This window comes from Rhodococcus sp. NPDC059969 (genome assembly GCF_042738325.1).
In the GTDB taxonomy this organism is placed as follows: domain Bacteria; phylum Actinomycetota; class Actinomycetes; order Mycobacteriales; family Mycobacteriaceae; genus Rhodococcus_F.
The window spans coordinates 47310-72000 of sequence record NZ_JBHWUF010000006.1 but is presented as its reverse complement, the minus strand read 5'-3'; the positions used below and the strand labels follow the sequence as shown (position 1 = coordinate 72000).

General features: G+C 62.0%; 21 protein-coding genes. 9 read left to right on the top strand and 12 right to left on the bottom strand.

Annotated elements, in window-relative coordinates; all coding sequences use genetic code 11:
- The first annotated feature begins 80 nt into the window (after positions 1-80).
- Positions 81-1598 (top strand): PucR family transcriptional regulator, encoded by a 1518-nt coding sequence (locus ACFWAD_RS17895; RefSeq protein ID WP_378546150.1) that lies wholly within the window; start codon positions 81-83, stop codon positions 1596-1598.
- On the opposite strand, the gene ACFWAD_RS17890 is transcribed toward ACFWAD_RS17895, so the two are convergent.
- The 4 genes from ACFWAD_RS17890 to ACFWAD_RS17875 form a co-directional block, all read right to left on the bottom strand.
- A complete protein-coding gene (locus ACFWAD_RS17890) occupies positions 1575-4766 on the bottom strand; it encodes an NAD-glutamate dehydrogenase domain-containing protein (RefSeq protein ID WP_378546147.1) in 3192 nt (1063 codons plus the stop codon). The two genes, ACFWAD_RS17895 and ACFWAD_RS17890, sit on opposite strands and share 24 nt — an antisense overlap.
- A 127-nt stretch (positions 4767-4893) precedes the next feature.
- Positions 4894-6582, bottom strand: a complete 1689-nt coding sequence (locus ACFWAD_RS17885) for a flavin monoamine oxidase family protein (RefSeq protein ID WP_378546144.1) — start codon at positions 6580-6582, stop codon at positions 4894-4896.
- Complete coding sequence (locus tag ACFWAD_RS17880; protein ID WP_378546141.1) at positions 6579-7424, bottom strand: carbon-nitrogen hydrolase family protein; 846 nt, start codon at positions 7422-7424, stop codon at positions 6579-6581. Before ACFWAD_RS17880 ends, ACFWAD_RS17885 begins: the two co-directional genes overlap by 4 nt.
- Before the next feature lie 133 nt (positions 7425-7557).
- Positions 7558-8193: a helix-turn-helix domain-containing protein gene (locus ACFWAD_RS17875; protein WP_378546138.1), complete on the bottom strand. Its 636-nt coding sequence runs from the start codon at positions 8191-8193 to the stop codon at positions 7558-7560.
- A 146-nt stretch (positions 8194-8339) separates the two neighbouring features.
- Between ACFWAD_RS17875 and speB the strand changes: the two genes are divergently transcribed.
- A complete protein-coding gene (gene speB, locus ACFWAD_RS17870) occupies positions 8340-9296 on the top strand; it encodes an agmatinase (RefSeq protein ID WP_378546135.1) in 957 nt (318 codons plus the stop codon).
- Here the strand turns inward: speB and ACFWAD_RS17865 are convergent.
- Positions 9260-9934, bottom strand: coding sequence for a class I SAM-dependent methyltransferase (locus ACFWAD_RS17865; protein ID WP_378546132.1), 675 nt, complete (start codon positions 9932-9934; stop codon positions 9260-9262). The two genes, speB and ACFWAD_RS17865, sit on opposite strands and share 37 nt — an antisense overlap.
- A gap of 92 nt (positions 9935-10026) precedes the next feature.
- On the opposite strand from ACFWAD_RS17865, the gene ACFWAD_RS17860 reads away from it, so the two are divergent.
- Positions 10027-10482: a hypothetical protein gene (locus ACFWAD_RS17860; RefSeq protein ID WP_378546129.1), complete on the top strand. Its 456-nt coding sequence runs from the start codon at positions 10027-10029 to the stop codon at positions 10480-10482.
- Positions 10483-10645: 163 nt separating this feature from the next.
- Positions 10646-12247, top strand: coding sequence for an ABC transporter substrate-binding protein (locus ACFWAD_RS17855; protein ID WP_378546126.1), 1602 nt, complete (start codon positions 10646-10648; stop codon positions 12245-12247).
- A 41-nt stretch (positions 12248-12288) separates the two neighbouring features.
- Here the strand turns inward: ACFWAD_RS17855 and ACFWAD_RS17850 are convergent, their stop codons facing one another.
- The 3 genes from ACFWAD_RS17850 to ACFWAD_RS17840 all read right to left on the bottom strand — a co-directional run bounded on the left by ACFWAD_RS17850 (position 12289) and on the right by ACFWAD_RS17840 (position 14063).
- Positions 12289-12693, bottom strand: coding sequence for a 6-carboxytetrahydropterin synthase (locus ACFWAD_RS17850; protein WP_378546123.1), 405 nt, complete (start codon positions 12691-12693; stop codon positions 12289-12291).
- A gap of 11 nt (positions 12694-12704) precedes the next feature.
- Positions 12705-13058, bottom strand: a complete 354-nt coding sequence (locus ACFWAD_RS17845) for a metal-sensitive transcriptional regulator (RefSeq protein ID WP_378534699.1) — start codon at positions 13056-13058, stop codon at positions 12705-12707.
- A gap of 198 nt (positions 13059-13256) precedes the next feature.
- Positions 13257-14063, bottom strand: a complete 807-nt coding sequence (locus ACFWAD_RS17840; protein ID WP_378546120.1) for a hypothetical protein — start codon at positions 14061-14063, stop codon at positions 13257-13259.
- A gap of 251 nt (positions 14064-14314) precedes the next feature.
- Here ACFWAD_RS17840 and ACFWAD_RS17835 point away from each other — a divergent pair, with 251 nt between their 5' ends.
- The 3 genes from ACFWAD_RS17835 to ACFWAD_RS17825 all read left to right on the top strand — a co-directional run bounded on the left by ACFWAD_RS17835 (position 14315) and on the right by ACFWAD_RS17825 (position 17652).
- Positions 14315-15745: an MFS transporter gene (locus ACFWAD_RS17835; protein WP_378546117.1), complete on the top strand. Its 1431-nt coding sequence runs from the start codon at positions 14315-14317 to the stop codon at positions 15743-15745.
- 73 nt (positions 15746-15818) lie between these two features.
- Positions 15819-16346, top strand: a complete 528-nt coding sequence (locus tag ACFWAD_RS17830) for a carboxymuconolactone decarboxylase family protein (RefSeq protein WP_378534693.1) — start codon at positions 15819-15821, stop codon at positions 16344-16346.
- The gene (locus ACFWAD_RS17825; protein WP_378546114.1) at positions 16330-17652 is read left to right on the top strand and encodes an MFS transporter; all 1323 of its coding nucleotides are present in this window, start codon (positions 16330-16332) and stop codon (positions 17650-17652) included. Before ACFWAD_RS17830 ends, ACFWAD_RS17825 begins: the two co-directional genes overlap by 17 nt.
- Positions 17653-17731: 79 nt before the next feature.
- Here the strand turns inward: ACFWAD_RS17825 and ACFWAD_RS17820 are convergent, their stop codons facing one another.
- Positions 17732-18010 (bottom strand): hypothetical protein, encoded by a 279-nt coding sequence (locus ACFWAD_RS17820; protein WP_378534689.1) that lies wholly within the window; start codon positions 18008-18010, stop codon positions 17732-17734.
- A gap of 277 nt (positions 18011-18287) precedes the next feature.
- On the opposite strand from ACFWAD_RS17820, the gene ACFWAD_RS17815 reads away from it, so the two are divergent.
- Entirely contained in the window at positions 18288-19247 is a 960-nt protein-coding gene (locus ACFWAD_RS17815) for a DMT family transporter (RefSeq protein ID WP_378546111.1), read from the top strand.
- Here ACFWAD_RS17815 and ACFWAD_RS17810 read toward each other — a convergent pair.
- Positions 19237-19911 (bottom strand): TetR/AcrR family transcriptional regulator, encoded by a 675-nt coding sequence (locus tag ACFWAD_RS17810; protein ID WP_378534685.1) that lies wholly within the window; start codon positions 19909-19911, stop codon positions 19237-19239. The genes ACFWAD_RS17815 and ACFWAD_RS17810 overlap by 11 nt on opposite strands.
- A gap of 157 nt (positions 19912-20068) precedes the next feature.
- Here ACFWAD_RS17810 and ACFWAD_RS17805 point away from each other — a divergent pair, with 157 nt between their 5' ends.
- Positions 20069-21586, top strand: a complete 1518-nt coding sequence (locus tag ACFWAD_RS17805; protein WP_378546108.1) for an MFS transporter — start codon at positions 20069-20071, stop codon at positions 21584-21586.
- A 366-nt stretch (positions 21587-21952) separates the two neighbouring features.
- On the opposite strand, the gene ACFWAD_RS17800 is transcribed toward ACFWAD_RS17805, so the two are convergent.
- A complete protein-coding gene (locus ACFWAD_RS17800) occupies positions 21953-23335 on the bottom strand; it encodes an L-serine ammonia-lyase (RefSeq protein WP_378546105.1) in 1383 nt (460 codons plus the stop codon).
- A gap of 273 nt (positions 23336-23608) precedes the next feature.
- A complete protein-coding gene (locus tag ACFWAD_RS17795; RefSeq protein WP_378546102.1) occupies positions 23609-24691 on the bottom strand; it encodes an ABC transporter ATP-binding protein in 1083 nt (360 codons plus the stop codon).

The following is a 24691-nucleotide window of genomic DNA, read 5'->3' as shown; positions in this document are numbered from 1 at the left end:
AGCACCGCAAGCACTGCCGAAATGGATACCTGACGCTGCGGGGCTACTCCATATCGGCAACGACAGCTAGCCTTGATCAGGTGACGGTTCCGATCTCGTGGCTCTTGCGCCAGAAACACCTCTCGCTGGCCCTGCTCACCGACCGAGCGGCCGCCACCCATCCCGTCACGTTTGCGCAGGCCACAGAGCTGACGGACCCCACACCGTGGCTTTCTGGCGGTGAGTTGGTGCTCACCACCGGGCTGGCACTGGTGGGCGCCGACGCCACCGACTACAGCGAGTACATCGACCGTCTGGCCGCCGCAGAAGTGTCGGCTCTGGGTTTCGGGACCGGCCTTTCCCACGAGAGTGTGCCCGCCGACCTGATTGCCGCCGCCCGCAGTCGCGGACTTCCCCTGCTGGAAGTGCCGTTCACGACCCCCTTCGCGGCCGTCACGCGCGCGGTGATGACTCGCCTGAGCCAGCAGGAATACGAATCGGTACTGCGCGCCGCAGAAGTACAGACACGCATCACCCGAGTTGCGCTGCGCGGTGGCGTCTCTGCGATCGTGCGTGAACTGGCCACCGCCACAAAAACGTCGGTGGCGTTTGTCGGAAATCGGATCACCGCGGTGCACCCGGCAAACCAGAAGTCGTTGATCAACGAGGTTCGCGCGGTCGCGGCCACCACCCGCGATCCCAACGCTCCGGCGTCGATCTCGCAGAGCACACCCGAACGGACGTTGACACTGTCCCCTGTCGGAGTCACCGACAGTTGGCACGGATACCTCGCCATGGCCGGCGCCGGGCCCCTGAGCAACATCGACAGAGTGCTGCTCGGGCATGCCGTCTCGTTGCTCACCCTCGAACTCGAGAAGCCTGTTCGGCTACGGGCCGAGCGAACCCGACTCAATGCCATGGCTTTCGGGCTTCTGCTCGACGGCCGAATTCCCGAGGACGGCGTGCCGTCGTATCTGGACGAAGCAAGCGACACCCACGGCAACGTTCGTGTAGTCCACGTTCGCGGATCCGGCCTCGGACCCGTTCTCCGCGAACTCGACAACGCTCTCGCCCGGGCAGGCCGCCCGCTGTTCGCTCAATCCGAAGACGGCGCGCTGACCGTACTCCTTCGTGGAACCGACACCATCGACACAGCCAAAACGCTACTGGCGCAACTCTCCCCCACCGAGGCAAAAGCTGTGCGTGCCGGAATCAGCACCCCTCACCGCCTTCTCGATGCACCGCGCGCACTCGTTCAGGCCCGCGCCGCAGCCAACCTCACGACGGCCACGGCGCGCATTCTCGAGTTCGACGCTCTGAGCGGGTCGACGATTCTGGCGTCCGAGCCTGCCCGTGAGGCACTGATCGCCATGGCTGCGGACACCATCCCGGTGCTGACGGAACACGACCAGGCACACGGAACCGCACTGGTCGCGTCACTGCGCGCCTATCTCGAGGCGAACGGCCAATGGGAGTCGGCCGCAGCCGAACTCGGTGTTCACCGGCACACCCTCCGAGGCCGCATCGCACGCATCGAGGAACTGCTGCAATGCGACCTCGGGCAGGCCAGGGTCAGAGCTGAACTACTGCTCTCGCTACTCGCCTGGGAGGGCCGCTGAAGGCTCCGCAGCACACACCGAAGCGAAGCTGGACGCACCGCGAACGAGTAGTTCGAGTTCGGCGTCGACCGTGCAGAGCCGTGCTGTGTCCAGCGCTCCGCTGCGGCTCACACTCGACATCAAAGCCGTGAACCGGCGCACCGCTTGTGGATTGGCGGCGGTCCACAGCTCGACCACGTCCGGAATACCTTCACCGAGCGCACCGGACACGAGGTCCGCGAAACGCGCCGTCAACCTGGCATGGACGGCGGCGCTGCCCATGACCTCCCAATGCGAGGCACCGACGGCAACGTCGACGCCGCCGAGAACATCGCCCAGATCGAGAGCGGCGGAGAGTTCCCGGTAGATCGCCGCCGCGGCCGCGGCCGTCGTATTCTCCTGCAGTGCAATGTCCGCCAGGGCGAGCGCTCCGAAGGACGCCTCGATACGGTCGCTTGCCGACAAACCTTCGGTGAGCTCCCGCACCGGAGCGGCCCATCGATCGATGTCGGCGCGCGGGTTCACGGTGAACCGGCCTGCGGCACCCGGGCGGCGCAACACCCAGCTCATCTCGGATTCCAACAACTGCTGCAAGCGATCGAGAGCCTTCAACTGTTCGGTGGCACTGAGATCGGAGTTCAGGATTTCGCGTCGAAGGTCCTCTGTGCCAAGCACTTCGCTGACCACAGCGTAGGCCAGAGCCGCTTCCGGACTGTGGACTCCGAGGTGTTCCTCGAGCCGGAACAGAACGCCGGGTCCGACGCGGTTGACCAGTTCGTCGACCACCGAGGTGATGATGATGTCGCGGCCCAACCGGTGTGCGCGGACTGCGTCCGGTGCAGCCTCGACGACGGAGAGCGGGAAGTACTGCGGGAGACGATCGGCGAAGATCTGATTGTCCGGGACGGTCGACGCGCCCAGTTCCGCCGTCAGCACGTTCTTCGATTGCGCCACCAGCACAGCAAGTTCCGGCCGCAGGAGACCCTGCCCGGCACGCGCCCTGACCGCCAGAGCCTTGGCGTCCGGCAATGATTCTTCGAGTCGCTTCATCGCGCCCGCCGAGACCAGGTTCTCGATCAACCGCTCGTGCTGATCGAGCAGAGCGGGAGCGCGGTGCTCGGCCAGGCTGATCGCGAGGGTCTGATCTTCACTGGCCTCGAGCACCGACGCGGCCACTTCGTCCTGAGCGGCCGCGAGCAGTTCATTACGCGAGGTCGCGTCCAACGCTGCGAGTGCGATCTTGATGTTGACCTCGCGGTCCGAGGTAGCCACGCCGGCCGCGTTGTCGATGAAGTCGGCGTTGATCCGGCCACCGCCGGCGGCATATTCGATGCGAGCGCGTTGGGTGAAACCGAGGTTGCCGCCCTCACCCACCACCGTCGCACGCAACTCGTCACCACTGACGCGAACTGCGTCGTTGGACGGATCAGCTGCGTCGACATTGCTTTCGGTCGACGCTTTCACGTAGGTACCGACGCCGCCGTTCCACAACAGGTCCACCGGAGCGCACAGGATCGCTCGGATCAGTTCCTGAGGGGTCAGCTTCTCCACGGTGATGCCGAGGGCCGCACGCGCCTCGAGCGGAAGGCGGATCGACTTCGCGCTGCGCGGCCAGACGCCACCGCCAGGCGACATCACGGTGCGATCGAAGTCGTCCCAGGACGAGCGCGGCACGGTGAAGAGCCGAGCGCGCTCGGCGAACGTCGTCTCGGTGTCGGGGTTCGGGTCGATGAAGATGTGGCGGTGATCGAATGCCGCGACCAGACGGATCTTGTGCGAGAGCAACATTCCGTTGCCGAACACGTCGCCGGACATGTCGCCGATGCCCGCGACGGTGAACGGATCGGTGTCGACGTCGAGGTCGCGCTCGGCGAAGTGGCGTCGTACCGCTACCCAGGCGCCGCGAGCGGTGATGCCCATCGCCTTGTGGTCGTATCCGGCCGAACCGCCGGAAGCAAAAGCGTCGCCGAGCCAGAAACCACGCTCGACGGCGATGCCGTTCGCGACGTCCGAGAACCGTGCAGTCCCCTTGTCTGCTGCCACGACGAGGTAGGAGTCTTCACCGTCGTACTCGATCACTTCGGCCGGATGTACCGCTGCGCCGTCGACGATGTTGTCCACCACGTCCAGCAAGCCGCGAATGAAGGTGCTGTACGACTCCTGCACCTGCGCCGGAGTCGGTGACGACGTGCCCCGAACCACGAACGCGCCTTTGGCACCCGAAGGAACGATCGGGGAATTCTTCACGCTCTGGGTCTTCATGAGGCTCAGGGCCTCGGTGCGGTAGTCCTCGTATCGATCCGACCAACGCAGGCCGCCACGGGCGACGGAGGAACTACGCAGATGAACGCCCTCGACATTGGGTGCGCTGACGTAGATCTCGCGGAAGGGAACGGTCTTCTGTGGGGTGGAGAGCAACTGCGAGTCGATCTTGAAAGACGCGTACGGCAGCGGGTCGCCGCTCTCGCCGCGCAGGTACCAGTTGGTGCGCAGAGTCGCCTGCAGGAACGAACGCACGCCGCGCAAGACGCGGTCCTCGTCCAGAGTGTCTGCACCGTCGACTGATTCGTCGATGGCCGATGCCGCGGTAGCCACGGCTGTCTCACGCGATCCCGCAACGGTGGGATCGAAACGCGCGGTGAAGAGTTCGATCGCCTGTCGTACGAAGAGTGGCTTCGCTGCCAACACTCCGACGATGTAGCTCTCGGACAACCCGATACGAGCCTGAGCGAGGAAACGGCACGCAGCGCGCAGCAACTCTGCGTCGCGCCACGTGATGTCTGCTCGTCCGATCAGACTGGAGAAGGCGTCCATTCGGGTCTGGCCGGCGATGACGGCTTCGAAGGCGTCCGCCATCTTCTCCAGCGCACCTCCGTCGAAAGTGCTCGGCTCGAAGGTGAAGTAGTGCGCCGAACCCAGAACGGTCGGAATCGGGCGGTGCGTCGACACTCGGAGTCCGAGGGATTCGAAGTTCTCGCACAGATCGGAGAGGGAGGGCTCTCCGGACGGCCACAGCACCACGCAGGTCAGGTCACCACTGCTCAGGTCGTCACCCTGCCGGAAGACGAGTCGCTGGCCCGCTGCCGCCAGTTCGGCGACCAGTTCGAGCGCCGGGTCACCGGGTCGATCACCGCCTGCCGATCTCGATTCTGCAGCTGCGGTCTTGGTCGCCGATGATGTGCTCGCCATTGAACACCCTCCTGGAAATTATTGGATCCGAACACTTTCCAGTGTTGCGTGGATCACCGGAAAGAGGTCGTGCCCGATAGGAGTACCAACCCCCATCGGGCACGACATTTCGGCAGTTGCGGTGAGCTCAGTCGCCCAACCTGATCGGAGCGAGCTCCTCGAACACGTCGCCGGGTCCGGGATTCTCGGTAGGCGCAGCGCCGCCGAGATGGTTGACGACGCCCCATACCGCGTTGATCGCGGTCTGGATCGCGCCCTCAGCCCAGCCGGCGGTCCACGACACGTCGTCACCGGCGAGGAAGATTCCCCGATGACGCGGTTCGAGATCATTCTGCACGAAGTGGGAGAACAGGCGCTCCTGATAGCGGTAGTGCCCCGGAAGGTTCGCCTTGAATGCGCCCATGAAGTCGCGCTCGGTTTCCCACGACAGCGTCACCGGGCTCGAGATGATGTGGCTGCGGAAGTCAACGCCGGGGTAGATCTCTTCGAGAGAGCGCAGCATGATGTTCATGCGCTCGGTGGCGTCGAGCGCCAGCAGCTTCAGCGAATCATCCGACCAGGTGTACGACAAACAGATGAGGCCAGGTTTTCCCTCGCCCTGATCGAGCAGGTAGGTGCCGCGACTCATACGGTCGGTCAGTGTCATCGACACCGAATCACGGCCGGTCACGGGGTCCTTGTCCTTCCAGAACGGGCGGTCGACGAGAACGAACACCTTGGTCGAACCCATGTAGTGGGTGCGCTCGATCGCAGTCCAGTGGTCGATCGGGAACAGATCGTCGTCGCACCTGATGTTGTTCAGCAGCATCCAACTCTGCACTGTCACAACAGCACTCGCATAGGTTCGAATGAAACCTTCGGAGTCCGTGACGGTGATGTTGCCAGGCTCGGTACGTCGGAGTTCGGTGACGCGGGGACGTGTCTTGCCGTCGTTGAGCGAAGCGACCGTCGTACCGGCAGGCCAATGCGCCATCTGCGCCGGGGCGCGGTTCCACAACCGCATCGGCAGCTGCTGTGATCCACCCACGATGCCGCGGTGGTCGTCGTCGGCGGCCGTGATGACCACACGAAGGATTTCGAGGATCGAGTTGGGGTAGTCGGTATCCCAACCACCCGTACCGAATCCGACCTGCCCGAACACTTCCCGCATGTGGAAGGACTTGAAATGCTTCGACGCGGCGAGGAATCCGTAGAAGGTCTGGTCGTCGTAGCGCACCACGAGGTCGTTCCAGATCCGCTTGATTTCTGCGGTGTCGCGGTCACGAATGGCCTGCTGCAACGGAATCAGATCCGCATGCTCTTCGAGAGTGCGCTGCCAGGCCTTTGCCACCTCGGTGTAGATCGGCGGCAGATCCTCGAGAGCGTGCGCGTAGTGGCTCTCGCCCTTGAGGTCGATGACCGTGCTGGGCGTGACCTCGGCAAGAGGATTGGGGAACTCCTCGGTCTGCAGACCCAGTTCGTTCAGGTAGTGGAACAACGTCGTCGACGACGGTGGGAAACGCATTGCGCCCATCTCGGCGACTACTCCGGGGTGCCCGTCGAACTCGACCGATCGCATCCGGCCACCGATCTGATCGGCTTCGTAGACAATCGGTTTGAGGCCGATTTTGAGCAACTCGTAGGCCGCGATCATGCCGGAGAGGCCGCCACCGATCACGGCAACTTCGGTACCCAATACCAGATCGGGCACCGAGCCGAGCCTCGCCGGGCTGGAGACGTAATCGTCGTACGGGAACGGGAAATCCGGCCCGAACATCGTGAGCGGCGGCTGCTTGCCGGGTTCCGAGGAACTGTCCGGAGCTACTGGGATGGTCATCTACGGTTCTCCTTGGAGACAGTTGTGACAGAACGGTCTGGATACAGATCGAGGCGTCGATCGTCGAGATGCGTATTGAGAGTGCGCGATTGCGCGACGGTGGCGGCAGCAAGATCCGCGAAGAGCAACTCCTGACCACCCCCGGCTCTCGCCAACTCGGCACCGTCGGGCGAGATGGCGCACGAGAGCCCGCAGTAGGTCAGGTCGGTTTCGGCACCGCAGCGATTGACGTAGGTGAGAAACATCTGACTTTCGTATGCGCGGGCCGGAACCACCTGCTGCGCAATGTGTTCGTAAGGAGTCATCAAACCCGTCGGCACGATCAGCCATTCGGTTCCGGCGTCGGCGTGTGCCCGAACCGCTTCGGGAAATTCCACGTCGTAGCAGATCAACAATCCGCAGCGGATGCCCTCGAAGTCGAACCCGACCACCAAGGTCTCACCTGGCCGGAAGTGCTCGCGGTCGAGCGTGCCGAACAGGTGCGTCTTGCGATAGTGCGCAAGCGAAGTGCCGTCGCTGCCCACCACCTGCACGCTGTTGTAGACATCTCCCCCGTCGAGTTCGGGATAGCCGTAGACGACTGCGATGCCCGCGCTGCGAGCAATCGCGGCGACGGAATCGAAGATCGGGCCGTCGGCCGGCTCCGCACGCAGCGACACCAGTTCGCCGATGTCGTAGCCGGTTGCGGACATCTCCGGCGTCAGGAGGATCTTCGCACCGGACGCAGCAGCCTCACGGGCTGCCGTATCGATCGCAGCGAGGTTGAACTCCACCGACGCAAAGGTGTCCGGTGTGGTGAGCGGACCTTGAAACAGGCCAACTCGGACAGAATCGACATGCATGGTTCGCTCCTTCAGGAGTTCCGTGACGCCAATTTTCGACGGTGCGTGTGACGGGGACAACTACCAGCGTGACTGGTGCCGCCAATCATGTCAACACTTGTTTCCTAAGAATCAACATTCACGCAATCAAGTCTCACGAAGACGGGGCGCGGGGCCCTTCCGGCAACGCCGGATTCAGGACCCACAGAACCTTCGCCAGAACCGCGCCTTCGGCCTGAAAGCTGTGATTGTGCGTAGGCGTGAATGTGAAGGAATCGCCCGCCTCGAGCACAACGTCCTCGGCGTCGACGGCCTCACCGTTCGGATCCGTCCGACCGCCCTCGAACGAGACCCGCAGGCCACCCTCGAGCACGTGTACGAAGTTCACGTCGATCGGCAGGCTGTAGAACTCCTGACCGCTTCCGCCACCCGGTTCCAGCTCGCCGAGCAGCACCTGGATTCGACGCTCGTTGGTAGGCGTGAGCAGGTACTCCGTCATCTTCTCGCCGCCGAAGCTGATTTGCGGCATGGCGTCGGCGCGAACCACTTCACCGGCGGACGCATTCTCGAACAGGGATCCGACGGGGATCTCGAGCACCGCACACACCTTGATCAGGGTCGCCACCGACGCGTTGACGTGATCGCGCTCGAGTTTCGAGAGGTACCCCTTGGTCACACCGCAGGCCTCGGCCAGGTCGTCGAGGGTCAATCGCTTCGACTGACGTGCCGCCTTGAGCCTCACCCCGATGCGCGGACCGACCGGCTCGACCGCTTCCTTCGCCTTGGCCACTGAACCCACTCCTTCACGACCACCGTGTCCCTTTCAGGAAACAGGGGTTGACAACCGAGCCTCTTGAAGAAACCATACTTGCTCAGAGAGCTACATCACTGAAGGGCGCCCGGTGTGCGCCGAATCGAGAGCAGGGACCTCTGCACATGGCTACCAACAACCCCGGATCGTTCATCGGACCCGTCGACGCCACGCGCGTCCCCCGCTACGCCGAGCCGACCACTTTTGCGCGTCTGCCGCGCCTGGACGAGGTCTCGCGCGCCGACGTGACGATTCTCGGCATTCCTTTCGATTCGGGTGTCAGCTACCGCCCCGGCGCTCGTTTCGGTCCGGGCCACATCCGCGCTGCGTCGAAGCTGCTGCGTCCGTACAACCCGGCGCTCAAGGTCTCCCCCTTCGCCAACCAGCAGGTAGCCGATTTCGGTGACATCGGCGTCAACCCCTTCGACATTCAGGAAGCTCTCACGACGGTTCAGTCCGCCGTCACCGACCTGCGCGCCGACGGTTCCTCCGTGCTCACGCTCGGCGGCGACCACACCATCGCACTGCCGATCCTGCGCTCACTGGCCCGCGATCACGGCCCGATCGCCGTCCTGCACTTCGACGCTCACCTCGACACCTGGGACACCTACTTCGGTCAGCCATTCACCCACGGCACCCCTTTCCGCCGCGCCAGCGAAGAGGGCCTGATCGACATGGAGCGCTCGCAGCACATCGGTATCCGTGGACCGCTCTACAGCGAGCAAGACCTCGAGGACGACCGCGTCCTCGGCTTCCAGGTGATCCGCAGTGACGACTACGAGGTCGACGGCGTCGCCAGCATCGTCGAGCGCATGCGCAAGCGCCTCGACGGTGGGCCGGTGTACGTCTCCGTCGACATCGACGTACTCGATCCCGCCCACGCCCCGGGCACCGGAACACCCGAAGCGGGCGGCATGACCTCTCGCGAATTGTTGAACACACTGCGGGGGTTGGTGGGACTCAACGTGGTCGGCGCCGACATCGTCGAGGTAGCGCCGGCGTACGACCACGCCGAGATCACCGGTATCGCAGCGGCTCACGTCGCCTACGAGTTGCTGTCGGTACTCGCACTCAATCGCTGAAGCAGCACAACGGTATCCGTGGTGTGATGCATCTCGGGGGTCGCGGGGAGATCACGTTCCCGCGACTCCGAGACCAGCACCTTCCACCCATCGGTGAACAGCGACTCCACATATTCCGGGGTATGCAGCATGGCCCGATGATGCTCGGTGGGCGACTCGTGGGGCGAGTGGCCCACGATCAGAAGATGCCCATCCGGCGCGACCAGATCGCCGAGCGCCCGGAACAATTCCCCGCGCGCGGGTTCGAGCATGTGGAAGAACTGCGCAGACACCAGATCGAACGAACGACCCTGCGGATCCCACTTCGTCAGATCGGCTTCCAGCCATTCGATGTCGACGCCCTCGCCCTCGACGTGAGCCTGGGCGCGACCGAGCGCAACCGACGAGATGTCGGTGCCGGTGACCTTCCACCCGCGACGCGCCAACCACAAAGCGTCGGCGCCTTCACCGCAACCGACGTCCAGTGCGGTGCCCGGCGCGAGGTCGGAGGCCTCGGCAATCAACTGCGGGTTGGGGTTTCCGCTCCACCGCGCTGGGCGTTCTTCGTACAGCGAGTTCCAGAATTGTGCGTCCGCCTTGGCGTACGGATTCTCGGTGGTATCGGAGTTTTCGTGGTGATTGTGGTGTTCGTGGCTCATTCATCCAGGATGAACATCTCCCGCAATTCACGCAACAATCTTTGCTGAAACAGCAATTCCTTCATTTCGACGCTCTGCTAACGTCACGCGTCGTGGCCGGTGGATTTCCCGTGTTTCGCCTGTACTGCACCTCAGCAGGCTCTCATGTTTTGTGTTGTGCGCATTTTCCCGAGTTCAGCGGTTCGAAGCCGGACAAAGAGTTCAGCGCCCAGCAGAGCTTCGACCGCGCAGTGGAGCAGATTCTGCGCGAGGCATCCTTCGAACCGACGACCGTGACTTTGATCGGCGAGCAGCAGGGTTATCCCGTCGGAGACCATTTGTTCGATGCGACGGTTCCTCGAACCGGCAACGTCTCCTTTGCCTTTCAAAAGGCCGGACCGCCGTGGATCGTTCTCGGCCTCGATGTTTCTTCTGAAAAATTCTGGTCCGAGATCGACGACGACGAAGATCTCCGCGGTCTCGGCCCGATCGCCCCGGCGACCTCGGTTCCGGCCGTAGTACTCACGGAGACCGGGTGGCCACATCGAAGTGCCCTCGACTCCCCCTGAACTGAGCCAGAACTCCAGCCTTCGTGAAATCGAACAAAAATCTGCCGGATTTTCGTGAGGATCAACCGAGATGCCCGTCACGTCCTACGCCAAGATTTAGCGGTCACACTCGACTGCGCCCTCACGATTCACTCCCGGGCCCCGGCTCCTTCACGGAGGCACAATGAAACACCGCTCCTATTCGACGCTTGCCGCGACCGCGGGGCTCGCGCTCGTGTTGTCGGCTTGCAGCTCGGGAGGCACGTCCTCGGGCTCCGGTGGCAGTGAGCCTCTGACAGACGGAACCTTCCGGTATGCGTTGCAAGGCGATCCCGGCGCACTCAACCCGATCATGTCCGGCTCGGCGACAACCGCGGAAATCTCGAAGCTGGCGTACGACTCCCTGGTCTACCAGGATCCTGAAACCAGTGAATTCAAACCATGGTTGGCCGAGAAGTGGGAAGAAACGCCGACCTCCGCGTCCTTCACCATTCGTGAAGGCGTGACCTGTACCGACGGATCGACGCTGACCGCACAGACCGTCGCGAACAACATCAACTTCGTCGCCGATCCGGCCAAGGGTTCACAACAACGTGGCACCACAGTTCCCATCGGCGCTTCGGCCACTGCCGATCTCGCCACCCGCACCATCACGGTAACCACTCCGGCGCCGACCCCGTTCCTCCTCCTCACCATCAGCCGCCTCCCGATCATGTGCGATGCCGGACTCGAGGATCCGACCGCCTCGAACAACAAGTCGCTGGGCTCCGGCATGTTCGAAGTCACCGAAGTCTCGGCCAACGACCACTACACGTTCGAGCGTCGTGACGGCTACAGCTGGGGCCCCGACGACACCACCTCCGACACACCGGGTGTCCCCAAGACGGTCATTGCTGTCATGGCACCCAATGTCAGCACCGCAGCAAACCAGCTTCTCTCGGGCGAACTGAGCGCATCTCCGATCGCCGGTCCGGACAAGGATCGCATCGATGCCGCCAACTTCGACTCGGTCCAGCGCCCACTTCCCGCCGGTCAGATGTACTTCAATCAGATTGCGGATAATCCGACCAGTGATCCCGCCGTTCGAAAAGCTCTAGTCCAGGCCGTCAATCTCGACGATCTCGCTGAAGTGATCACTGGCGGCCAAGGCACCCGCGCAACAAGTCTTGTCTCCGTCGAACCCCGCGCCTGCGTGTACGACTCTGTCGCAGGCAACATTCCGGACTTCGACCTCAGCGCAGCAAAGGCAACACTGGACGCTGCAGGTTGGACCGCCGGCTCTGACGGCAAGCGAAGCAAGGACGGAAAGCCGCTGACCCTCCGCCTCTTCTACGCTGCCGGCGAAGATGCGCGCAGCGCAGCAGCCGAACTCACTCAGACGGCATGGTCCGACCTCGGCGCGACCGTCGAGGTGACAGGAGCCGACCAGACCAAGGTTGTCGACGTCATGCTCAGCGGCAAAGACAACAACCAGTGGGACATCGCGTGGATCCAGATCAACAATTCGGTTCCCAGCGGGTTCGTCCCGTTCTTCTCCGGTCCTGCTCCGGCAGCAGGTAAGAACTTCTCTTCGATCAACAACCCCGCCTACGAAGCAGCCGTTGCCAAGGCATCCGGCTTGACCGGCGACGCAGCGTGCGCGGAGTGGGCAGACGCCGAGTCACAGATCACCAAAACGGTGTCCGCAGTCCCGTTTGCCGATACGGTCTTGAGCTTCTACTTCAACAAGGCCGGACTCGCATTCGGTAAGACCTTCATCGGTTCTGCGTTGCGCCTCTACCAGTAGGCAGGTCGACCGAACGCGGTGCGTCAACGAGATACGTCAGATCAGTGTGATCTGACGTATCTTGTTGCCACACCGATCGTCTCGTTGTCGAGTTCGACGTAGGTCAGCTGAGGAATGCTGGACGCAAGTTCAGTGAAAGCCCACTTCGCAACGTTCTCGAATGACGGTCGGAAATCGAAAATCTCCGGCCAGGCACCGCTCGCCAATTGCTCGGCACATCGATCGACGGACTCGTCCAGAGCGTCCGTGTCGACAAACCATCCACGTTCTCCGAGTTGGTCGTCCTCGAACGAGAACGCCACTCGCATCGTCACCCGAAATCCCTCGACAGGCATCAGCGGCGGCAGTTTCTTCAGTGCCCGAACCGGCGCCGGAAGCCCTTGCCTCGCAGAGAATGTACGACGGATCTCGATGCTGAACATGCGCACCAACGTATCAATGTTCATCGAGCACAGTTCTACGAGCGGACCAATCGCGCAATCGCGTCGTTCGCTTCTTTGATCTTCGCGTCCGCCTCGGGTCCACCGGCAACAGCGGCTTTGACGACGCAGTGGCCGATGTGGTCCTCGAGCAGGCCCATGGCTACCGCCTGGAGAGCCTTGGTCATCGCCGCGACTTGAGTGAGAATGTCGATGCAGTACTTGTCCTCGTCGACCATCCGCTGCAGGCCACGAGATTGACCTTCTATGCGACGCAGTCGCGCCAGGTAGTCGTCCTTGGCGGAGATGTAGCCGTGCGAATCGCTCGTGCAGCATGCATCGCCAGTCGAATTACTGCCTGGAGCACTGCCAACTTCTGTCGCTTCCGACATTCGATGTCCTCCTTTTCGTCAACGCGTGATGTCGCAACAATTCTCATTTCCGGGGCGAGGTGCGGATACTCTTCGGCTTCCGTTGTCCTGCAGAGCAATCACTGCGCACATCGCCAGGCACTTCGCCACTGCACGAACAGATGGGTGCATGGCGATTGCCGATGCCTGTTTTCCCGCTGCTGCGAAACGCATTCGATCTCAGTGCCCGTGGTGCGCGTGGTTCGCATGTTCGGACACAGGTGGGGTCGCATTGTCGGCCGTCAGCGTGAATTCCGCTGTACGCACCACCCCGTCGTGTTTGAAGTCCAAGAACAATCGGTAGTCCTCGGCACTCGGCATGTTGGCGTAGAAGGTGATTGCCGGACCAGCTGGCGTGACACCGTCACCGGGATGACCGTCCGGATGCACATGGAGATATGCGAGGTCGGAGGCACGCAACGCGACCAGATGCCCGTACGCGGCAAGGTAGGGCTGCAAGTCTGTGACCGGGATTCCGTCACGACTGACCGAGAGCGTGAGCTTCGATGTCTGGCCGGCATGGGCCGCGCCTTCGAGGGAGACTGTGTATCCGTCGACCGTCGTGGCGGCAGCAGCGGCAGGCAACGGCCGGGGATCATAGGAGCCGACGACGCGTACATCCGCACTCAGCGTGATTCCGTCACCGCCGTCCGGGGTGAAGTCAGCGAAGACTCGATAGTCTCCCGAATGAGCGAAATCAACTGACACATGCCAGTTTCCGTTCTCATCCAATTCGGGATGCACGTGCTGGAACTCGGTCAGGTCCAGACCGACCACGATCAGATGCAACTGCTTGTCGTGGGTGTCCGTGTACTGAGTCAACGGAGTTCCCGCTGAATCCAGAATCCGGAATTGCAGAGGTACATTGCTGCCGACAGTCGCCTCCGACGTTACCAATTCCAGTGTGTAGCCGTTCTTGCTGAACATCTTGCCCTCCAAAGTTTGGGTCGGCAGCACTTCCGTTGCCGTCTGCGTCGGGTTCGACACTCCTTGAATTCGAACCTGTTGCAATTTGTACCATACCCCCCTAGGGTATGCAACGAACTACTCGAACACCCTGAATTCACTCGAAGGAGATCCGATGCGCATCTACGCAGAGCGCCGGCCGAATGAGTTCCAAGAACAGCATTTCCCCGCGCACCTCAACGAAGCGCTGCGCCGATGTCGCCCAGGCTCGCTTTCGACACCCCCTGACCACACGAGCATCACCTATACCCCGTAGAGGTAAGGAACTCAGAATGTCCACACAACCGAAATCCACCCGTAAGTGGTGGGCGTTGGCGTTGATCGCCGCCGCTCAGTTCATGGTCATCATGGACACCTCGATCATCGGTGTCGCTCTCCCCCAGATGCAGAGCGATCTCGGCTTTTCCCAGGAAGGCCTGACCTGGGTCTTCAATGCGTACGTCATCGCATTCGGCGGGCTACTCCTCCTCGGCGGCCGCCTGTCCGACCTGTTCGGCGCCCGCAGAGTGTTCTCCGCTGGTTGGCTGATCCTGCTGATCGGTTCCGTTGTCGCCGGTGCCGCCGGTAACGTTGCCGTCGAACTTGCGGGCCGCGCCGTTCAGGGTGCCGGTGCCGCACTCATCGCACCATCGGCGCTCACCTTGCTGATGATGCTGTTCGGCAGCACGCAGAAAGAGATGACCAAGGCGCTGTCCATCTACGGCGCTGCCGCCCCGGCAGGCGGTACGGCCGGAGTGTTCCTCGGCGGCGTCATCACCGAATACACCAGCTGGCCTTGGGTGTTTTACCTCAACATTCCCATCGCCGTCATCGCGCTGATCGCTACTCCCCTCCTGATGCCGAACGCACCGGCACGTACCGGGTCGATCGACTTCCTCGGCGCACTCGCTGTCACCGCAGGTCTTGCTGTCGGAGTCTTCGGCATCGTCAGAGCACCTGATGTCGGATGGGGATCCGGGCAGACGTGGCTGGCGCTCGCCGTGTCGGCCGCTCTGTTGGGTGCATTCGTATTGATCCAGTCCAAGCGTCGGGAGCCTCTCGTGCGTCTGGGAATCTTCAAGGCGCCCAACCTCGGTGCCGCGAACATCGCTCAGCTCGTGCTCGGCGCCGCCTGGATACCGATGTGGTTCTTCCTGAACCTGTATCTGCAGCAAGTGCTTGGATACAGCGCCTTCCCCGCCGGTGCGGCTCTGCTGCCGATGACGATCTTCGTCATGCTCGGCATGGTCGTCGTGGCACCACGGGCCATGGCGCGCTTCGGCGCAAAAGCGATGATCGTCGCCGGATTGCTGTTCCTGGGAATAGGTTTGGGTTGGATGTCGTTGATCCGGCCCACCGGCAACTTCTGGGTAGACGTGCTGCCGGCCTCGCTGGTAGCTGCGGCCGGTATGACGCTGGCGTTCATTCCTTCACTGGGTACGGCGATTTCGGCCGCACGCCCAGAGGAGGGTGGATTGGCTTCCGGCATCGTCAACGTCAGTTACCAGGTCGGCTCGGCTGTCGGTCTCGCGGTGATGACCGCGATCGCGGCGATGTTCGGCGCCGATCAACTCGGTGACCTGACGGAGTTGACGAACGGGTTCTCCGCAGTGTTCATCGGTGCAGCCGTCATCGCAGTGGTGGGCGCGGGAATCACCGCGGTAGTGATGCGCTCACCCAGAGTCGAAGAGTCTCGAACCGTTAAGTCCACCGTCAATTCTTGACCAACTCCGGTGGTGGGTTCGGCGGGCGATCGTCCACCGAACCCACCACCATCGGAACCACCTAGGACAACTCATGTCACGCCTTGCACCTCTCACACCGGCCACCGCTGTCGGCACATCCAAAGACCTGCTCGCCGAGCTCGTCAACCGTCACGGACAGGTCGGCGACATGGTTGCGGCGATGGCTCATTCACCCGCTGTGCTGGGTGGCTATCTGCAACTCAGCCGGGCAATGAAGCGAGCGAAGTTGAACCGCAAGATCAGCGAACGAATCTCGATCGCTGTGCAGGTCCAGCAAGGTTGCGCTGTTTGCCTCGAAGCCCACGTTGCCGCCGCGCACGCCAACGGCGTCGAGGCGGACGAGATCGAGCGTGCCCGCGCGGGCACGTCGGCCGATCCCGCCATCGCGGCAATGATCGACCTCGGACTGCGCGTCTACCGGGAACCTGCCTCGATTTCCGACGAACACATATCGGACCTTCGAGCGTACGGCTACGGTGATCGCGAGATCGCCGACGTAGTCGGAATCGTCGCTCTCAATGTCCTGACCGGAGCTTTCAATCTTGTCGCGGGAGTGAAACCAGATGAACCGGACCGCTAGGACCGTGCCAGAACGGAACAGCATGCGTCTGTTCTTGATTCGCGACTATCGCCTGCTCTTCAGCGCCCAGATCATCGCGCTGTTCGGCACTGGGTTGGCGACGGTTGCGTTGGGTCTACTCGCATACGAACTCGCCGGACCGAGCGCCGGAGCCGTGCTGGCCACCGCGCTGACTATCAAGATGTCCCTGTACGTCGTGATCGCTCCGCTCGCAGCGGCGTACGTAGATCGGTTGCCGAGACGAGCTTTCCTCGTCGCACTCGACGTCCTTCGCGCAGCGGTAGTGATCGCCTTGCCCTTCGTCAGCGAGATCTGGCACATCTACGTGCTGGTAGGCGTTCTCCAGGCTGCGTCGGCAGCGTTCACTCCCACGTTCCAAGCGGTCATCCCTGACATCGTGACCGACGAGGCCGATTTCACCCGCGCGCTGTCGGCATCGCAGGTCGCTTACACGATGGAAAGTCTGCTCAGCCCTGTTCTTGCCGCAGTCGCGTTGTCCTTCATGACGTTCAACCTGTTGTTCGTCGCCACCTCCGTGGGCTTTGCCGTCTCGGCGCTGCTCGTGCTGGCCACCCGAATCCCCAACGCTCGTCCCAGTACTCACCGCAAGGCGTGGGATCGGATCGCGTCGGGGGTGCGAATCTTCGTGACCACACCGCGACTGCGCGGCATCATGGCCCTCAATCTCGTGGTGGCAGCAGCCGGCTCGATCGTGGTGGTCAATACCGTCAACTACGTTCGCGACGAGCTCGGTGGAACCCAATCCGACGTGGCCTGGATGCTTGCCGCATCGGGCACCGGCACGCTGGTGACCGCTCTGCTTCTTCCACGCATTCTCGACAGAACCGCTGAACGCACCGTGATGACAGCAGGTTCCGTCGTTCTGGTCTTCAGCGCCGGCGCGGCAGCATCCCTCGCCGTGGCCGGCGTATTCACGTGGATACTCACAGCCTCAGTGTGGGCACTCATCGGCGCCGGGATGGCCATGATCGTCACACCGACCGGAAAGGTGCTTCGGCGCTCCGTGGACCCCACAGGTATACCGGAGGTGTTCGCAGCCCAGTTCTCGCTGTCGCACCTCGCCTGGCTTGTCACCTATCCGATCGCCGGATGGGTCGGCACGAGCGCGGGATTTGCGGTCACCTGGAGCATCCTCGCAGCGCTTGCCGCAGCGGGAGCCGTTGCAGGATTTGCACTTTGGCCTCGGGAGACCGGTGCTGAATTGCCCGCACCCCCGTCATACGAAACGACGCAAGGCGAATGCACCTTGGCGGCTACCCAGTGCGCTTGTGCTCGCGCTGTCTGATGATGACGGTCCGCCCGAACACCGACGGCGCTACAACAAAAGTGGTGGTGCAGACATCGCCTGCACCACCACTTTTCGCTCAGCTCACGTCGGCGTACTTCCTGGGATTTGCGTCGAATCGAGGACCACATCCCTTGCAGCAGAACCAGTACCGATTGCCTTCGAAGTCACGGAACAGGCCTTCCGCTTCGGCACGCGCCTTCTCGATCACACTGCCGGGCATGACCCGACATTCGACGAGTTCACCACTCCCAGAGTTGAGTAGGTCTTTCCCGCCGGTCGGCATCGCCGTACCGACAGTGCCTGCAACGCCATTGGCGTCAGTCTTCGGGGTATTGCCACAGCCACAGCTGCTCATTGGGATTCCTGTTCTCTCGGGGGGGGACGGCGGTGAGCCGAGAAGCCAGCCTCACACATCTATAAATATACCCCCTATAGGTATACTGGAGAATGTGCGAAGGCGCGTACGGTCATCACCTCGCCACATAAACCATTGTGGGAAAACGAATTAGCCGTCAAGCAATCCCCGACCACCTGCATCATCATGACACAATAGTCATGATACCTACTGGGGGTATAGGGTAGGTCGAGGCATTGACCATCCACGTCCGCAAGGTCTTTGACGAAGAGGCTCAATGAAGAATCGAAAGGCAATCGGCAGCAGCCGATTCGCCGTGGTTGGAGCTTTGCTGCTGGTCGGCGCACTCTGGGGAAGCTCGTTCCCACTGGTTGCCGTGGCTGCCCCAACCTTCGGCGCCGTCGGCACGACGCATGCCCGCTTCATAGTCGCAGCGCTGGTTCTCGCACTGATAACGGCCTCCAGCAGATCGACCTGGCACGCAGTCGGTCACCGGTTTCCCGCATTCCTACTGTTGGCGGCCCTCAACGTCGCTGGGCCTCTCACGCTTGTCGCAACTGCGATCGTCGGACTCAACTCGTCGACGGCGTCGATCCTGAATGCCACGACTCCGATGTTCACGGTATTCGTCGCCGCCTTCTGGCTTCGGCAAAAGATCACCTGGCGAAAAATCTCGGGTGTTGCGATCGGCATTGCCGGCGTCTCGGTGCTCGTCGGCGGGATTCCGTCAGCGCTCGACAGCCGCGCAATGCTGGCCGTCGGCGCGTCGTTGACTGCGGCGCTGCTGTATGCAGTCGGAGGTGTCTACGCACTAAAGTCATTCCAGGACACTCCACCAATGACACTGGCCCTCGGCCAACAACTTGCCGCGGTTGCCCTCTTGGTGCCCGTGTCCGCCGTCGCTCCCCCACCGGGGCCCATAACCGTCGGTCCACTCATCGCCGTGGCAGCCCTGGGGCTGGGGGCTACCGCCGGTGGCTACCTGGTCTATTTCTGGATCATTCGCCAGGCGGGCCCAGTCGCGGCATCGGCCGTCACTCTTTTGGTGCCGATTTCGGCATCAGCGATCGGAGTGCTGTGGTTGAACGAGCCTGTCACGTTCGCGCTCGTCAGTGGGCTCGCCATCATTCTTGCGGGAGTCGGGCTGCTCCTGGATCTTCCACCGGCACAAGATCCATTGCGCAGGGTTCCGCCGGAACGGGTGGACAGCGCAGATGAGCGGCCGGTCAGCGGCTGATCGGGGCAGTCCAAAGACCCACCAATGCGTCGACGAGGTCGGTCGTGAAGTCCTCCCACGACGTGACTTCATCCGGCCCCTCTTCGGCAAGCGCGCGCTCACGTTCGGCGAACATGTGCACGATCGCATTGCGTCCGATGTCCGCGCGAGCGCGTCGAACACTCATCGGCATGTCAGTGAGACAGGCTGATAGTCCGCGAAGCGTCTCCTGCAGGGTGGGCGAGGCCAGAACCTCGTCGTAGACGATTTTCCGCAGGACTGGATCGGTGAGAATCTGCGCACTGAACCGCGCGTACCAGGTCGGGCCGCCCATTTCAGCGTAGTGATCGGTCGACGCCCGAACCAGACACGTAATCCAATCTCGAACGTCCTTCGACCCTTCAACCTTCCGTAGCAGTTCGCCGCGCTTCTTCTCGATCTGCTGGGAGTGCTTGTTCACGATCGCGCGGACCAGATCGGTCTTGGTGCCGAAGTGATATCCGACGGCCGCATTGTTGCCCTGACCTGCCGCTTCGCTCACCTGACGGTTCGAGACCGCAAAAACTCCGTGTTCGGCGAACAGTTGCTCGGCGACGGCGAGGATGCGGTCTCGGGTTGCAGCAGAACGCGCGGAATTTGCCGCGACGCCGGCTTCGGCCGTCGCATCTTCAGCCCTCGTAGTCATGGTCACCATCATCCTCGACCGTCCGAAGCTGCTCGGCACCGGAGATGTTCGTCACGATCGGAGACACACCCTTCCCTTAAGTCAGTCACTTGATTTAAGTTTAGTTCAAGCAACTGACTTAAACCACTTTCGTACTTCCTCCGATGGAGTTACCGCAATGTCGTCAAACACTTCTCCACCACCGACTTCTCCACCACCAACAACGCCGCCACAAACCTCGAAGTCACCAGCCACCACCGCAGTGGTGGCTGTTCTGGCGTTTTCCGGCATCGTCGTCTCGCTCATGCAGACGCTGGTGATCCCGATCATCCCGCATCTGCCCGAGTACCTGAACGCGCCGGCGTCCGATACCGCGTGGGCGGTGACCGCCACCCTGCTCGCAGCTGCCGTCGCCGTCCCGACCATGGGCCGGTTGGGCGACATGTTCGGCAAACGCCGTCTGCTCCTGATCAGCATGGCGCTGTTGGTGACCGGTTCGGTGGTCGGAGCACTCAGTTCGAGCGTGATCCCCCTCGTTGCCGGCCGAATCCTCCAGGGTCTTGCGGCCGGCGTCATCCCGCTGGGTATCAGCGTGATGCGCGACGTACTTCCGCCCAAGAAACTCGCCGGCGCCGTTGCGATGATGAGCGCTTCGCTGGGAGTCGGTGGCGCGCTGGGTCTTCCGATCGCGGCCCTGATCGCGGAATACGCGGATTGGCACGTCCTGTTCTGGGCGTCAGCCGTGCTCGGCGCTCTTGCGGCTGGACTTGTTGTCGTCCTGGTCCCCGAATCGACGGTTCGCACGGGTGGCACGTTCGACTTCGGCGGGGCAATCTCGCTCTCAGCCGCCCTCATCGCTCTACTACTGGCCATTTCCAAGGGTGGCGACTGGGGTTGGACAAGCACCCTCACGCTTTCCCTGTTCGGCGCCGCGATCCTGATATTCGGATTCTGGGCATGGTGGGAACTACGCACCCCCAAGCCGCTGGTGGATCTACGCGTATCCATCCGCCGCCAGGTGCTCTTCACCAACCTCGCATCCATCGTGTTCGGATTCGCGATGTTCGCCGCCAGCATGGTCTTTCCCCAGGTAGTCCAGTTGCCTGAGGTCACCGGTTACGGTCTCGGCGGTTCGATGCTCACCGCAGGTCTGGTCATGGCTCCCTCCGGCATCATCATGATGCTCATCTCTCCACTGTCCTCACGCATCACCAATTCGCACGGCCCCAAGGTGACGCTCATGCTCGGCGCCGTTGTCGTCGCAATCGGTTACGGCATCGGCATTTTCGCCATGCACTCCATCTGGGAACTGATCGTGATCGCAGTGATCATCGGCGCCGGTACCGGTATGGCCTACGGTGCGATGCCCGCCCTCATCATGGGGGCAGTTCCTCCGTCCGAGACCGGTGCAGCCAACAGCTTCAACACCCTGATGCGCTCCCTCGGTACATCATTCGCCAGCGCTATCGCCGGTGTCGTCATCGCCCAGATGACCATGTCCATCGGTGGGGCAACGCTACCGTCGGAGAACGCTTTCCGCGTAGTCATGGCTCTCGCTGCCGGATCCGCCGTCATCGCACTCGTCCTGGCCGGCTTCCTTCCGCGGTTCAACAGCACCAACTCCCGCAAGAAGATTGGTAGCCCGCACACCGATACGTCCCTTACTTCCTCGAAGGAATCCGTCCCGACACACTGAACCAGCGCCCAATACACACTGCGCAATACACACAGCCCGGCCCCGGCGGAGTCCAACTCCGTCGGGGCCGACGCGTTTCACACGTTTTGCAGTTGATACACCTGCGGACGACAGTTTCGTGACATGCTCCGTTGAGATGGGTGCTCGTTCGATACTCGGGGAAAGGATGCCGCGATCGCCGCTCCTCGTGCTGACGTCGCCCTTGCCGTCGCCGCTGCTGCCGTCCTGGGCATAGGCGTCGGTGTCCTTCTTGCCGATGTCGTCGCCGGTCTGGCTGCAGGTGCGGGTGCCGCAGTGGTATTTCGGTTCGCACTTCGGATGATCAATACCCGAAGGTGAGCCTGGTCTAGATACCGAATATTGATGTCAACACTCGACAATGTTCACCGGCACGTTGACAGCAAGGCCACCCATCGACGTTTCCTTGTACTTCGAGTTCATGTCGACACCTGTCATCCGCATCGTCTCGATTACCTGGTCCAGGCTGACGCGGTGTGTTCCATTTCCGCGCAATGCCATTCGAGCCGCATTGATCGCTCTTCCCGCCGAAATTGCGTTACGTTCGATGCACGGTATCTGCACCAAACCGCCTATCGGGTCACACGTCAGCCCGAGGCTGTGTTCCATCGCGATCTCTGCCGCATTCTCCACATGTTTCGGACTGCCGCCGAGTATTTCGGCCAGACCGGCGGCAGCCATCGACGCAGCGGAACCCACCTCACCTTGGCAACCCACTTCTGCACCGGAAATCGAAGCTCGTTCTTTGTAGAGCGAACCGATGGCGCCGGCCACTAGTAGGAATCGGATAGTCGCATTGTCCCGGTCCGCTTGACCTGCCCGGGTGTAATGCAAGGCGTAATGCAGGACGGCTGGGATGATCCCCGCGGCGCCGTTGGTGGGAGCCGTGACGATTCTTCCTCCGGAAGCGTTCTCCTCGTTTACTGCCAGAGCAACCAGATTGACCCAGTCCTCAGCGAAGGCCAGGTCACGCGCGCGGTCTTCCGCGTGAAGACGTTGGTACCAGTCACGAGCGCGGCGACGCACGCCGAGATCGCCGGGAAGGTAGCCGTCTCGGCCGATTCCGCGGTGCCAGCATTCGACCATGACGTCGCGTATGTGCAAGAGCCGATCTCGAACCTCCATATCCGAGCGCAGTGTTCGTTCGTGCCCGAGCATCACCTCGCTGATCGAGAGTGAATAGCGTTCGGTCAGCTCGAGAAGTTCTTGCGCGGAACCAAACGACAAGGAATGTCCATCACGACGCGTAGACGGCTCCGAATCATTTTCTGCGACAACGAAACCACCACCGACCGAGTAGTAGGTCCGACTATGGACCACTTGGCCGCCTGCGGCGGTTGCCGCGAATGCCAACGCATTGGGATGAACATCCAGAATAGTCAACGGGCGCAACACCATATCGTCTTCCGACAGCGATATGTCTATAGTCCCCCCGAGTCGGATTCTGCCAGTGGAGCGAGCTCGGGTGAGTCGCGCTTCCATCTCCTTGGGCTCAATACTCTCGGGGCGACATCCCTCGAGTCCGAGGAGGATGGCAGACAGCGTTCCGTGCCCGGCGCCCGTAGCCGCAAGCGATCCATACAGATCTACCCGTATTTCAGCGACATCGCCGAGGACGGCGAGTGCGTTCAAATCGTCGACAAACATACTCGCCGCTCGCATAGGTCCGACGGTATGCGAACTCGACGGCCCGATACCGATCGAAAAGAGCTCGAACACACTGATAGTCATTCGCCTGTGAACCTGTCCAAGGCAAAGATATGCCTGGCATTGTCGCTCGTGGTCCGACTTCGATGTCGCCGCGAACTGCGCCCAACCATGGGCTGTGATATTTGGCCGGCACGTGACGTCAGGTCATACATGATGGTTGTCATACGTCCTCATCTCGCGTGTATCGACTCTCGGGTAAAACCCCGTCCGACAGCTGATTTAGAGCCGACTGGTCTTCGAGAGGATTGTCCGACACCCCTCATAGCGTCGGACAATCCTCCATCGGCAATCGGTTCAGGCGGCCAACCGCTCACCACTGCTCGGATGGAACAGGTGCACTTCGGCGTTGTTTCGCACGCCCACCCGCACTGTTTGCCCCAGTTTCGGCGGAGTGCGCCCGTCCACTCGCACGTTCACCCGTTGTGTCCCTGTCGAACCGGAAACGGTGCCGTAGACGTATGCGTCCGCACCCAGTTCCTCAACCAGCTCGACCGTGAGTTCGAACCCCTCGTCGGCAACGCCGACGAGGTGCAGTGTTTCCGGACGAATTCCGAATGTCACTTCGCTGAGCCCCGACGACGCTGAACGGACGATCGGCACGACGAGATCACCCAGCTGAACGCCACCCCCGGCTACGGCCAGGGTCGCGAGATTCATGCCGGGCGAGCCTATGAATGCGGCAACGAAGGCGTTGGACGGACGTTCGTAGAGCTCTCGCGGGCTGGCAACCTGTTGCAGGATACCGTCTTTGAGTACCGCGACCCGATGTCCCATGGTCATTGCCTCGACCTGATCGTGAGTGACGTAGACGGTGGTGGTGCCGAGTCGCTGTTGCAGCGCAGCGATGTTCGCGCGGGTCTCGACGCGAAGTTTCGCATCGAGGTTGGACAGGGGCTCGTCCATCAGAAACACAGAAGGATCTCGAACGATAGCTCGCCCCATGGCAACTCGTTGACGTTGACCACCTGAAAGAGCTTTCGGCTTCCGATCGAGGTACGCGCTCAGGTCGAGCAGGCGCGCAGCTTCGGCAACCTTTTCCTTCACCACGTCCTTGGGCTCGCCGCGCAATTTGAGCGCGAATCCCATGTTGTCAGCGACCGTCATGTGTGGGTACAGCGCGTACGACTGAAACACCATGGCGATATCACGGTCCTTCGGTGCAACCATGGTCACATCACGATCCCCGATGGAAATTCCGCCTTCGTCGATGTCCTCCAGGCCCGCCAACATTCTCAGTGCCGTGGTCTTGCCCGATCCGGACGGGCCTACCAGCACCAGAAATTCGCCGTCCGCAATCTCGAGGTTCAGCTGATCCACTGCGGCGATCTCGGTACCCGGGTATCGACGAGTGGCGCTGTCGTAGCTCACTGTGGCCAT

What these genes read in the sequence shown, in the direction of transcription:
- ACFWAD_RS17855 (WP_378546126.1), top strand. Translation starts at nt 10,646, where the DNA reads ATGAAACACCGCTCCTATTCGACGCTTGCCGCGACCGCGGGGCTCGCG.
- ACFWAD_RS17795 (WP_378546102.1), bottom strand. Translation starts at nt 24,691, where the DNA reads ATGGCCACAGTGAGCTACGACAGCGCCACTCGTCGATACCCGGGTACC.
- ACFWAD_RS17835 (WP_378546117.1), top strand. Translation starts at nt 14,315, where the DNA reads ATGTCCACACAACCGAAATCCACCCGTAAGTGGTGGGCGTTGGCGTTG.
- ACFWAD_RS17830 (WP_378534693.1), top strand. Translation starts at nt 15,819, where the DNA reads ATGTCACGCCTTGCACCTCTCACACCGGCCACCGCTGTCGGCACATCC.
- ACFWAD_RS17805 (WP_378546108.1), top strand. Translation starts at nt 20,069, where the DNA reads ATGTCGTCAAACACTTCTCCACCACCGACTTCTCCACCACCAACAACG.
- ACFWAD_RS17800 (WP_378546105.1), bottom strand. Translation starts at nt 23,335, where the DNA reads ATGACTATCAGTGTGTTCGAGCTCTTTTCGATCGGTATCGGGCCGTCG.
- ACFWAD_RS17865 (WP_378546132.1), bottom strand. Translation starts at nt 9,934, where the DNA reads ATGAGCCACGAACACCACAATCACCACGAAAACTCCGATACCACCGAG.
- ACFWAD_RS17845 (WP_378534699.1), bottom strand. Translation starts at nt 13,058, where the DNA reads ATGTCGGAAGCGACAGAAGTTGGCAGTGCTCCAGGCAGTAATTCGACT.
- ACFWAD_RS17815 (WP_378546111.1), top strand. Translation starts at nt 18,288, where the DNA reads ATGAAGAATCGAAAGGCAATCGGCAGCAGCCGATTCGCCGTGGTTGGA.
- ACFWAD_RS17810 (WP_378534685.1), bottom strand. Translation starts at nt 19,911, where the DNA reads ATGACTACGAGGGCTGAAGATGCGACGGCCGAAGCCGGCGTCGCGGCA.
- ACFWAD_RS17820 (WP_378534689.1), bottom strand. Translation starts at nt 18,010, where the DNA reads ATGAGCAGCTGTGGCTGTGGCAATACCCCGAAGACTGACGCCAATGGC.
- ACFWAD_RS17890 (WP_378546147.1), bottom strand. Translation starts at nt 4,766, where the DNA reads ATGGCGAGCACATCATCGGCGACCAAGACCGCAGCTGCAGAATCGAGA.
- ACFWAD_RS17825 (WP_378546114.1), top strand. Translation starts at nt 16,330, where the DNA reads ATGAACCGGACCGCTAGGACCGTGCCAGAACGGAACAGCATGCGTCTG.
- ACFWAD_RS17880 (WP_378546141.1), bottom strand. Translation starts at nt 7,424, where the DNA reads ATGCATGTCGATTCTGTCCGAGTTGGCCTGTTTCAAGGTCCGCTCACC.
- ACFWAD_RS17885 (WP_378546144.1), bottom strand. Translation starts at nt 6,582, where the DNA reads ATGACCATCCCAGTAGCTCCGGACAGTTCCTCGGAACCCGGCAAGCAG.
- speB (WP_378546135.1), top strand. Translation starts at nt 8,340, where the DNA reads ATGGCTACCAACAACCCCGGATCGTTCATCGGACCCGTCGACGCCACG.
- ACFWAD_RS17850 (WP_378546123.1), bottom strand. Translation starts at nt 12,693, where the DNA reads ATGAACATTGATACGTTGGTGCGCATGTTCAGCATCGAGATCCGTCGT.